Source organism: Bradyrhizobium aeschynomenes (assembly GCF_013178945.1).
Taxonomy (GTDB): Bacteria; Pseudomonadota; Alphaproteobacteria; order Rhizobiales; family Xanthobacteraceae; genus Bradyrhizobium; species Bradyrhizobium aeschynomenes.
In genome coordinates this window covers 17,817-27,712 of the sequence record NZ_JABFDM010000023.1, presented here as the reverse complement: position 1 = coordinate 27,712, position 9,896 = coordinate 17,817, and the positions used below count along the sequence as shown (strand labels likewise).

The window sequence follows — 9,896 nt, the reverse complement described above, 5'->3', positions numbered from 1 at the left end:
TGGACGAGCTCGAGGACATGCTGATGGAGCACGGCATCATGAAGGCGGTCGACGAGAGCCAGATCGGCAAGACCGCCTCCGAGCTCGCCGCCACGGCATAACCGCCACCGGTCACCCGGTCCTTCATCGGGAGGGCCGGGTGACCCCCGCAACCGATCATCGAGGAAAGCCAGATGAGCGTTATCGAGAAACAAAGCGTTGCCGAGATCAAGGCACGCAACAAGGAACTGATCGCCGAGGTTCTGAAGGTCTATCCGGAGAAGACCGCCAAGCGCCGCGCCAAGCATCTCAACGTGCATGAGAACGGCAAGTCGGACTGCGGCGTCAAGTCGAACATCAAGTCGATCCCCGGCGTCATGACCATCCGTGGCTGCGCCTACGCCGGCTCGAAGGGCGTGGTGTGGGGCCCGATCAAGGACATGATCCACATCAGCCACGGCCCGGTCGGCTGCGGCCAGTACTCCTGGGCGGCGCGCCGCAACTACTATATCGGCACGACCGGCATCGACACCTTCGTGACGATGCAGTTCACCTCAGACTTCCAGGAAAAGGACATCGTCTTCGGCGGCGACAAGAAGCTTGCCAAGATCATGGACGAAATCCAGGAGCTGTTCCCGCTCAACAACGGCATCACCGTGCAGTCGGAATGCCCGATCGGCCTGATCGGCGACGACATCGAGGCGGTCTCCAAGGTCAAGTCCAAGGAGTATGACGGCAAGACCATCGTCCCCGTCCGCTGCGAAGGCTTCCGCGGTGTTTCTCAGTCCCTGGGCCACCATATCGCCAACGACGCGATCCGGGACTGGGTTTTCGACAAGCTGCCGGCCGACGCCGCGCCGCGCTTCGAGCCGTCGGACTACGACGTCGCGATCATCGGCGACTACAACATCGGCGGCGACGCCTGGTCCTCGCGCATCCTGCTCGAGGAGATGGGCCTGCGCGTGATCGCCCAGTGGTCGGGCGACGGCTCGCTCGCCGAGCTGGAAGCGACGCCGAAGGCGAAGCTGAACGTGCTGCACTGCTACCGCTCGATGAACTACATCTCGCGTCACATGGAAGAGAAGTACAATATTCCGTGGTGCGAGTACAACTTCTTCGGGCCGAGCAAGATCGCCGAATCGCTGCGCAAGATCGCCAGCTATTTCGACGACAAGATCAAGGAAGGTGCCGAGCGCGTCATCGCCAAGTACCAGCCCTTGATGGACGCCGTCATCGCCAAGTACCGGCCGCGCCTCGAAGGCAAGACCGTGATGCTGTTCGTCGGCGGTCTGCGTCCGCGCCACGTGATCGGCGCCTATGAAGACCTCGGCATGGAGGTCGTCGGCACCGGCTACGAGTTCGGCCACAACGACGACTATCAGCGCACCGCCCAGCACTACGTCAAGGACGGCACGCTGATCTATGACGACGTGACCGGCTACGAGTTCGAGAAGTTCGTCGAGAAGGTCCAGCCGGACCTCGTCGGCTCGGGCATCAAGGAAAAGTACGTCTTCCAGAAGATGGGCGTGCCGTTCCGCCAGATGCACTCCTGGGACTACTCCGGTCCCTACCATGGCTATGACGGGTTCGCGATCTTCGCCCGCGACATGGACATGGCCATCAACTCCCCGGTCTGGAAGATGGCAAAGGCGCCCTGGAAGCAGGCACCCAAGCCCTTGCTCCAGGCGGCCGAGTAATCACCACCACCCACGGCCTGGCTCTCCTTCGGCGGAGAGCCAGCGCTCCCTGATCGACACAGGAAAATAGAGAGGGTTATCCCATGACGCAGTCTGCCGAACATGTGCTCGATCACTTCGAGCTTTTCCGTGGCCCCGAATACCAGCAGATGCTGGCCAACAAGAAGAAGATGTTCGAGAATCCGCGCGATCCCGCGGAAGTCGAGCGCATTCGCGAGTGGGCCAAGACGCCCGAATACCGCGAGAAGAATTTTGCCCGCGAGGCGCTGACCGTCAATCCGGCCAAGGCCTGCCAGCCGCTCGGCGCCGTGTTCGTCGCCGTCGGCTTCGAGAAGACGCTGCCGTTCGTGCACGGCTCGCAGGGCTGCGTGGCTTATTATCGCAGCCATCTGTCGCGCCACTTCAAGGAGCCGAGCTCCTGCGTGTCGTCGTCGATGACCGAGGACGCAGCCGTGTTCGGCGGGCTGAACAACATGATCGACGGCCTCGCCAACGCCTACAACATGTACAAGCCGTCGATGATCGCGGTCTCCACCACCTGCATGGCGGAAGTCATCGGTGACGACCTCAACGCCTTCATCAAGACGTCCAAGGAGAAGGGCTCGGTTCCCGCCGAATTCGACGTTCCTTTCGCTCATACGCCCGCTTTCGTCGGCAGCCATGTCACCGGCTACGACAATGCGATGAAGGGCATTCTCGAGCACTTCTGGGACGGCAAGGCCGGCACCGCGCCGAAGCTGGAGCGCGTTCCGAACGAGAAGATCAACTTCATCGGCGGTTTCGACGGCTACACCGTCGGCAACATCAAGGAAGTGAAGCACATCTTCGAGGCAATGGGGATCGAGTACACGATCCTCGGCGACAATTCGAACGTGTTCGACACGCCGACCGACGGCGAGTTCCGCATGTATGACGGCGGCACGACCCTGGTAGACGCCGCCAACGCCGTCCACGCCAAGGCGACCGTCTCGATGCAGCACTACTGCACCGAGAAGACCCTGCCGTTCATCAAGAACCACGGCCAGGAGGTGGTCTCGTTCCATCACCCGGTCGGCGTCACCGGCACCGACGCGTTCGTAATGGCGCTGTCGAAGCTCACCGGCAAGGAGATCCCGGAATCACTCGCCCTCGAGCGTGGCCGCCTGGTCGACGCGATCGCCGACTCCAGCGCCCACATCCATGGCAAGAAGTTCGCAATCTACGGCGATCCGGACCTCTGCCTCGGCCTCGCCTCGTTCCTGCTGGAGCTCGGCGCCGAGCCGACCCATGTGCTCGCCACCAACGGCAACAAGGAGTGGGCGGAGCGCGTGCAGGCGGTGTTCGATGCCTCGCCGTTCGGCAAGAACTGCCACGTGTATCCCGGCAAGGATCTCTGGCACATGCGCTCGCTGCTGTTCACCGAGCCGGTCGACTTCCTGATCGGCAACACCTACGGCAAGTACCTGGAGCGCGACACCGGCACGCCGCTGATCCGCATCGGCTTCCCGATCTTCGATCGCCACCACAAGCACCGCTATCCGGTGTGGGGCTATCAGGGCGGCCTGAACGTGCTGGTCACGATCCTCGACAAGATCTTCGACGAGATCGATCGCAACACCAATGTGCCGGCCAAGTCTGACTACAGCTTCGACATCATTCGTTAAGTCACGGCGCGCGGCGGTCCCCAGGGGCCGCCGCGCTTCGATCGGGACGATGAGGCTCAGGGGAAGGCCGAAACGGCCGGAGCCTCCTCTCCAAGAAGAGACGCGCAGAAGGTCCGCCAACAGGAGAAGCCGATGAGCTCGCTGTCTGCCACGATCCAGAACGTCTTCAACGAGCCGGGTTGCGGCAAGAACGCCAACAAGTCCGAGGCCGAGCGCAAGAAGGGCTGCACCAAGCAGCTGCAGCCGGGCGGCGCGGCCGGCGGCTGCGCGTTCGACGGTGCCAAGGTCGCGCTGCAGCCGCTGACCGACGTCGCGCATCTCGTGCACGGACCGATCGCCTGCGAGGGCAATTCCTGGGACAACCGCGGTGCAGCCTCGTCCGGATCTCAGATCTGGCGCACCGGTTTCACCACCGACATCAACGAGACCGACGTCGTGTTCGGCGGCGAGAAGCGCCTCTACAAGGCGATCAAGGAAATCATCGAGAAATACGATCCGCCGGCGGTCTTCGTCTACCAGACCTGCGTGCCCGCCATGACCGGCGACGACATCAACGCGGTCTGCAAGGCGGCCTCGGCCAAGTTCGGCAAGCCCTGCATTCCCGTCAATTCGCCCGGCTTCGTCGGGCCGAAGAACCTCGGCAACAAACTCGCCGGCGAGGCGCTGCTCGACCACGTCATCGGCACGGTCGAGCCGGAGGTCACGACGCCCTACGACCTCAACATCATCGGCGAATACAACCTCTCCGGCGAGCTCTGGCAGGTGAAGCCGCTGTTCGACGAGCTCGGCATCCGCATCTCCGCCTGCATCTCCGGCGACGGCCGCTACAAGGATGTGGCGTCGTCGCACCGCGCCCGTGCGGCGATGATGGTGTGCTCCAAGGCGATGATCAACGTCGCCCGCAAGATGGAGGAGCGTTACGGCATTCCGTTCTTCGAGGGCTCGTTCTACGGCATCCAGGACTCCTCGGACTCGCTGCGCGAGATCGCTCGTCTTCTCGTCGAGCGTGGCGCGCCAGCGGATCTGCTGGACCGCACCGAGGCCGTGATCGCCCGCGAGGAGGCCAAGGCCTGGGCGGCGATCGAGCCGTTCAAGAAGCGGCTCACCGGCAAGAAGGTGCTGCTGATCACCGGCGGCGTGAAGTCGTGGTCGGTCGTGGCGGCCTTGCAGGAGGCCGGCATGGAGCTGGTCGGCACCTCCGTGAAGAAGTCCACCAAGGAAGACAAGGAGCGCATCAAGGAGCTGATGGGCCAGGACGCCCACATGATCGACGATATGGCGCCCCGCGAGATGTACAAGATGCTCAAGGACGCCAAGGCCGACATCATGCTCTCAGGCGGCAAGTCGCAATTCGTGGCGCTGAAGGCCGCGATGCCCTGGCTCGACATCAACCAGGAGCGCTCGCACGCCTTCATGGGCTATATCGGCATGGTGAAGCTGGTCGCCGAGATCGACAAGGCGATTTACAACCCGATGTGGGAGCAACTGCGCAAGCGGGCGCCCTGGGAGACGGCCAGCAACAATTGGCAGGCCAAGGCGATTGCCCAGGCCAACGCGGAAGCCGCTGCGCTCGCCGCCGATCCGGTCGCAGCAGAAGCCGCGCGCCGCGCCAAGAAGATCTGCCACTGCAAGTCGGTCGATCTCGGCACCATCGAGGACGCGATCAAGGCGCATGGCCTGACCGACGTCGCCGGCGTTCGCGAGCACACCAACGCCTCGGGCGGCTGCGGCGCCTGCGCCGGCCGGGTGGAGGACATCCTGGCGGGCCAGAAGGCGCCGGCCGAGCTGCTGCAGGCGGCGGAGTAGGGCAACGCTCATGGCCAAGGTCACGATCGGAAAGAAAGCCTGCGCGGTCAATCCGCTCAAGATGAGCCAGCCGATCGGCGGCTCGTTCGCCTTCCTCGGCCTGCGCGGGGCGATGCCGCTGCTGCACGGCTCGCAGGGCTGCACCTCGTTTGGCCTCACGCTGTTCGTGCGCCACTTCAAGGAAGCGGTGCCGATGCAGACGACGGCGATGAGCGAGGTTGCCACCGTGCTCGGCGGCTATGAGAATGTCGAGCAGGCGATTCTCAACATCTACAAGAAGCAGAAGCCGGAGATCATCGGCATCTGCTCGACCGGGGTCACCGAGACCAAGGGCGACGACGTCGACGGCTATATCAAGCTGATCCGCGAGAAGCATCCGGAGCTCGCCAACTATCCGCTGGTCTATGTCTCGACGCCCGACTTCAAGGATGCGTTCCAGGATGGCTGGGACAAGACCGTCGCCAAGATGGTCGAGGTGCTCGTCGACAAGCCGACCTCGACGCGGCGCGATCCCGCCAGGGTCAACGTGCTGCCCGGCTGCCATCTGACACCAGGCGATATCGAAGAGCTCCGCACCATCTTCGAGGATTTCGGCCTGGAGCCCTCGTTCCTGCCGGATATCGGCGGCTCGCTCGACGGTCACATCCCCGACGAGTTCACGCCGACTACGATCGGCGGCATCGGCCTGGAAGAGATCGCGGTCATGGGCAGCGCCTCCTGGACGATCGCGATCGGCGCGCAGATGAAGCGCGCGGCTGAGGCGATGCAGGCCAGGACCGGCGTGCCGTATCGGCTGTTCGAGCGGCTCTGTGGGCTCCTGCCGAACGACGAGTTCATGTCGTTCCTCAGCGAGATCTCGGGGCGACCGGTGCCGGCGAAGTATCGCCGCCAGCGCGGCCAGCTCGCGGACGCGATGCTGGATGCGCATTTCCACATCGGCGGCCGCAAGCTCGCCATCGGCGCCGAGCCGGACCTGCTGTTCGACGTCGCCAGCATGCTGCACGACATGGGCGCCGAGATCTCCGTCGCCATCACCACCACGCAATCACCGGTTCTCGAGCGCATGCCGTGCGACGAGGTGCTGATCGGCGATCTCGAGGATCTGGAGACGCGCGCGAAGGAACGCGATTGCGCGCTGATGATGACGCATTCGCACGGCCGCCAGGCGGCGGCGCGGCTGAAGATCCCGTTCTACCGGATCGGCTTCCCGATGTTCGACCGGCTGGGCGCTGGGCATCTGCTGACCGTCGGCTATCGCGGCACCCGCGACCTGGTGTTTGCGCTCGCCAACCTGATCATCGCCGACCGCGAGGACAACCATCAGCCGACGCCGGACACCTGGATCGATCCCTGGAAGGATTTTCAGCAGGCATCGCCCGAAGCCGCCGTCGTCGCGCCACTGCATTGAATTGACGCTTGAGGAGAAAGGACCGACGACATGAAAGTCGCATTCGCTACCCAGGATCTGAAACGCGTCGACGCCCATTTCGGCTGGGCCAAGAACATCGCGATCTACGATCTCGATCCCGAGGGCTATCGCTTCCTCGAGGCCGTCGAGTTCGACGGCGATCTCAAGGAAGACGGCAACGAGGACAAGCTGGCGCCGAAGATCGAGGCGATCAAGGATTGCGCGATCCTCTATGTCGCCGCCATCGGCGGCTCCGGCGCGGCCCGCGTCGTCGCCAACAACATCCACCCGATGAAGGTCACCCAGCCCGAGGAGATCACCGATCTCCTGGGCAAGCTGCAGGCGGTGCTGAAGGGCACGCCGCCGCCGTGGCTGCGCAAAGCTTTGGCAAAGGGCCAGGAACGCGCGCTCGATTTTGAGGAATGAGGAAACGAACATGTCTGACACCGCAGTCGTAGAAGAAGTCGTCCCCGCCGAGCAGCGCCCCTTCGTCAAGGAGCTGATCAAGGTCTGGCGCGCCCAGGACACCCACGGCGCCTGGGAAGGCAAGAAGGACGTCGAGCTGCTCGAGCCCTACATCCTCGACAAGGAGAAGCGCCGGGCGCTGCCGATCATCGGCGATCCCGATCCGGAGACGATCTGGCGGCTCGAGCTGTTCTTCAACGCGATCGCGCTGTCGATCGAGAAGGCCACCGGCGTGATGATCTCGCCGATGCTGAAGATGAGCCATGAAGGTTTTGGCCGCATGGTGCTGATCGGCGGCCGGCTGATCGTGGTCAACAAGCAGCTGCGCGACGTGCACCGCTTCGGCTTCGACAATCTCGGCAAGCTGGCCGACGAGGGCGACAAGTTCGTCAAAGCCGGTGTCGAGATGATCGAGAAGTTCAAGGACGTCGCGAACTACTGAAGACGAGGATGAGACGATGAGCGACCTGGATACATTGAAGGCCGAGATCAAGAAGCTGTCGGCGCGCGCCATGGATGCCAAGATGAACCTGCACGATCTGTCGGAGGAGCTGCCCATCAACTGGGACCAGATCCTCCCCACCGCGCAGAAGGCGCATGAGGCGTTCGCTGAGCTGGAGAAGAAGCGGGCCGAGCTGAAGAAGCTCGAGGCTGCGTGAGCCGAGACGAGGACCCGCCACCATGTCCAATTCAACCCGCGACGGCCGCGATTGGCGGCCGGACTACCTGGTCGCCATCGACGCCGCCAAGTGCATCGGCTGCGGCCGCTGCTACAAGGTGTGCGGCCGCGAGGTCATGACCCTGAAGGGGATCAACGACGAGGGCGAGTTCGTCGAGCTCGACGACGACGAGGATGACGAGGTCGAGAAGAAGATCATGGTCATGCACGACACTGGCGCCTGCATCGGCTGCGGCGCCTGCGCCCGGGTCTGCCCGACCAACTGCCAGACCCATTCGCCGGCGGCATGAGCGTGACGGGCGTGCAGTCATGCTGCGGATGGAAGCCAAATTCACGATCGGCCAGGTGACCCGGCACCGCGTCTACGATTTGCGCGGTGTCGTGTTCGACGTCGACCTGTCGTTCTCCGAGGAGGAGGGCTGGCGGGCGATCACGATGGACAAGCGGCTCGACAAGGAGCAGCCGTTCTACTACCTGCTCGCCGAATGCGGCGACAGCAGCTACATCGCCTACGTACCGGAGCAGAACCTGGTGGCTGATGTCTCCGGCGAGCCGGTGAAGCATCCGGATATCGGCGAGCTGTTCGATGTCGATGACGGCGGCAGCTATCATTACCGCGGGCGCATCTTTCAATAGCTGACAGGTCAGCAAGCCGCAGCCCTCATAGCGAGGAGCCGCAGGCGACGAAGCAATCCAGAGTCCTCGCGCTGCCCTGGATCGCGTCGCTGCGCTCGCGATGACGGCAGCAGCACTCAGCGTCGCCCGGAACTACCGCAATCAGGTATAAGGCAATGTCTATCCACCGGTCATTCCGGGGCGCGCGCAGCGCGAGCCCGGAATCCATAACCACGAACGGCCGTTGTCCGGGAGGACGAGCGCCACGGACATCTCGTGCCTCATGACCGCCTGTGGCTATGGATTCCGGGCTCGCGCTGTGCGCGCCCCGGAATGACGACGGATAGAGGCGGGATACTCCAAAAGCCAGCTCGGGACCTACTCGATCCCCTGTTCCCGTGCCTTCCACATCGCCGCGATGCGGAAGCGTTCGTTGATCGCGGCGGGGCTGGCGAGGATCTCGGACTGCGCGCCGGCGAAGGCGCCCTCGACGATCGCCGCCTCCTCTTTCGTCAGGGTGATCCGGCCGGCCATGTGGGTGGCATCGGGCGCGGCCTCCCAGATCTTGCGCCGGTTCGGATGCAGCTTGACCTCGACCAGCTCGAACGCCTCGAGCTCGCCGTCGAGGCAGATCGCGAGGCCGATCACCTCGACCTTGCGGCCGTCCTGCGTGGTCTTCACCAGGGTCTTTGCCATGCGTGTGCTCCCGTCATTGAGGTCCTGAGGTCACGCCGCCGCCGGCGTGTCGTCGAGCTGGCTCCATTCCGCCCAGGCGCCGTCATGCACGGCGACGGTGGGAACGCCGAGCCGGTACAGCGCCAGCGCCAGCATGCACGAGGTGATGCCCGAGGCGCAGGTGGTGACGATCGGTTTCGCCAGATCGATGCCGGCGGCCGAGAAGCGCGCGGCGAGCGCGTCGGGCGGCAGCAGCACACCCGTATCGGGATCGACCAGATCGGCCCAGGGCAGGTTGATGGCGCCGGGAATGTGGCCCTGGCGCTTGAAGGTGAAGACGTCCGGCTGCGTCCCGTCGAACTTGCCGGGGCCGCGGGCGTCGACCAGCTGGGCGCCACTCTGCAGCGCGTCCTGAACCTGCGCCGAGGTCGCGACCAGCTCGGGCCGGAAGCTCGCCATGAAGCTCGCCGGCGCCGGGCGCACCGGCGTCATCTCCGCCGGCTGCTTCTCCTTGGTCCATTTGCCGAAGCCGCCGTCGAGCAGCGCGACATTGTCGTGGCCGAACACGCGGAACATCCACCACACCCGGCCCGCGGCCGAGCCGCCATAATGGCGGTCATAGACGATGACGCGATCGGCATTGCTAATGCCGAGCAGCCCGACCTTGTGGGCGAAATCCTCCGCCGTTGGCAGCATGTGCGGCAGCGGGTTCGATTTGTCGGCGACCTGGTCGATGTCGAAATGCACCGAGCCCGGCAGGTGCCGGCCGCGATATTGCGTGCGGCCGTCGAGATTGGTGCTCGGATGATGCCAGGTGCAGTCGAGGATCTTGATGCCGGGATCGGTGAGATGCTGCGCCAGCCATTCGGAGCTGACCAGGGCGTCGGAAGGATCTCTGCTCATGCATGCGCTCTCGATGAGGGGCCAAC

Annotated in this window: 11 protein-coding genes and 1 pseudogene; 10 read left to right on the top strand and 2 right to left on the bottom strand. The window is 64.2% G+C overall.

Going from position 1 to position 9,896, the window contains the following annotated elements; genetic code table 11:
* From nifH to hspQ, 10 genes and pseudogenes are all read left to right on the top strand, one after another.
* Positions 1-101: pseudogene (nifH, locus tag HL666_RS34365) on the top strand (nitrogenase reductase); the annotation flags it as partial.
* A gap of 72 nt (positions 102-173) precedes the next feature.
* On the top strand, positions 174-1,676 hold the full coding sequence (gene nifD / locus HL666_RS33700) for a nitrogenase molybdenum-iron protein alpha chain (protein WP_172115379.1): 1,503 nt from the start codon (positions 174-176) through the stop codon (positions 1,674-1,676).
* An 83-nt stretch (positions 1,677-1,759) separates the two neighbouring features.
* The gene (gene nifK / locus HL666_RS33695) at positions 1,760-3,319 is read left to right on the top strand and encodes a nitrogenase molybdenum-iron protein subunit beta (RefSeq protein ID WP_172115377.1); all 1,560 of its coding nucleotides are present in this window, start codon (positions 1,760-1,762) and stop codon (positions 3,317-3,319) included.
* A 132-nt stretch (positions 3,320-3,451) separates the two neighbouring features.
* Positions 3,452-5,125 (top strand): nitrogenase iron-molybdenum cofactor biosynthesis protein NifE, encoded by a 1,674-nt coding sequence (nifE, locus tag HL666_RS33690; protein WP_172185784.1) that lies wholly within the window; start codon positions 3,452-3,454, stop codon positions 5,123-5,125.
* Positions 5,126-5,135: 10 nt separating this feature from the next.
* Complete coding sequence (nifN, locus tag HL666_RS33685; RefSeq protein WP_172115373.1) at positions 5,136-6,533, top strand: nitrogenase iron-molybdenum cofactor biosynthesis protein NifN; 1,398 nt, start codon at positions 5,136-5,138, stop codon at positions 6,531-6,533.
* A 30-nt stretch (positions 6,534-6,563) separates the two neighbouring features.
* Complete coding sequence (gene nifX, locus HL666_RS33680; RefSeq protein WP_172115371.1) at positions 6,564-6,959, top strand: nitrogen fixation protein NifX; 396 nt, start codon at positions 6,564-6,566, stop codon at positions 6,957-6,959.
* A 10-nt stretch (positions 6,960-6,969) separates the two neighbouring features.
* Positions 6,970-7,440 carry a NifX-associated nitrogen fixation protein gene (locus HL666_RS33675; protein WP_006609661.1) on the top strand — a complete coding sequence of 157 codons (471 nt, stop codon included), beginning with the start codon at positions 6,970-6,972 and terminating at the stop codon, positions 7,438-7,440.
* Between the two features lie 16 nt (positions 7,441-7,456).
* Complete coding sequence (locus HL666_RS33670; RefSeq protein WP_006609662.1) at positions 7,457-7,657, top strand: CCE_0567 family metalloprotein; 201 nt, start codon at positions 7,457-7,459, stop codon at positions 7,655-7,657.
* Positions 7,658-7,679: 22 nt separating this feature from the next.
* Positions 7,680-7,967 carry a ferredoxin III, nif-specific gene (fdxB, locus tag HL666_RS33665; protein ID WP_008960273.1) on the top strand — a complete coding sequence of 96 codons (288 nt, stop codon included), beginning with the start codon at positions 7,680-7,682 and terminating at the stop codon, positions 7,965-7,967.
* Between the two features lie 19 nt (positions 7,968-7,986).
* The gene (gene hspQ, locus HL666_RS33660; RefSeq protein WP_172115369.1) at positions 7,987-8,313 is read left to right on the top strand and encodes a heat shock protein HspQ; all 327 of its coding nucleotides are present in this window, start codon (positions 7,987-7,989) and stop codon (positions 8,311-8,313) included.
* Between the two features lie 357 nt (positions 8,314-8,670).
* On the opposite strand, the gene HL666_RS33655 is transcribed toward hspQ, so the two are convergent.
* Both HL666_RS33655 and HL666_RS33650 read right to left on the bottom strand, forming a co-directional pair.
* Positions 8,671-8,988, bottom strand: a complete 318-nt coding sequence (locus HL666_RS33655; protein ID WP_008965769.1) for a hypothetical protein — start codon at positions 8,986-8,988, stop codon at positions 8,671-8,673.
* A gap of 30 nt (positions 8,989-9,018) precedes the next feature.
* The gene (locus HL666_RS33650; protein ID WP_172134707.1) at positions 9,019-9,870 is read right to left on the bottom strand and encodes a sulfurtransferase; all 852 of its coding nucleotides are present in this window, start codon (positions 9,868-9,870) and stop codon (positions 9,019-9,021) included.
* Between the last annotated feature and the right edge of the window lie 26 nt (positions 9,871-9,896).

What these genes read in the sequence shown, in the direction of transcription:
- hspQ (WP_172115369.1), top strand. Translation starts at nt 7,987, where the DNA reads ATGCTGCGGATGGAAGCCAAATTCACGATCGGCCAGGTGACCCGGCAC.
- nifE (WP_172185784.1), top strand. Translation starts at nt 3,452, where the DNA reads ATGAGCTCGCTGTCTGCCACGATCCAGAACGTCTTCAACGAGCCGGGT.
- HL666_RS33655 (WP_008965769.1), bottom strand. Translation starts at nt 8,988, where the DNA reads ATGGCAAAGACCCTGGTGAAGACCACGCAGGACGGCCGCAAGGTCGAG.
- HL666_RS33675 (WP_006609661.1), top strand. Translation starts at nt 6,970, where the DNA reads ATGTCTGACACCGCAGTCGTAGAAGAAGTCGTCCCCGCCGAGCAGCGC.
- nifX (WP_172115371.1), top strand. Translation starts at nt 6,564, where the DNA reads ATGAAAGTCGCATTCGCTACCCAGGATCTGAAACGCGTCGACGCCCAT.
- fdxB (WP_008960273.1), top strand. Translation starts at nt 7,680, where the DNA reads ATGTCCAATTCAACCCGCGACGGCCGCGATTGGCGGCCGGACTACCTG.
- HL666_RS33670 (WP_006609662.1), top strand. Translation starts at nt 7,457, where the DNA reads ATGAGCGACCTGGATACATTGAAGGCCGAGATCAAGAAGCTGTCGGCG.
- nifK (WP_172115377.1), top strand. Translation starts at nt 1,760, where the DNA reads ATGACGCAGTCTGCCGAACATGTGCTCGATCACTTCGAGCTTTTCCGT.
- HL666_RS33650 (WP_172134707.1), bottom strand. Translation starts at nt 9,870, where the DNA reads ATGAGCAGAGATCCTTCCGACGCCCTGGTCAGCTCCGAATGGCTGGCG.
- nifD (WP_172115379.1), top strand. Translation starts at nt 174, where the DNA reads ATGAGCGTTATCGAGAAACAAAGCGTTGCCGAGATCAAGGCACGCAAC.
- nifN (WP_172115373.1), top strand. Translation starts at nt 5,136, where the DNA reads ATGGCCAAGGTCACGATCGGAAAGAAAGCCTGCGCGGTCAATCCGCTC.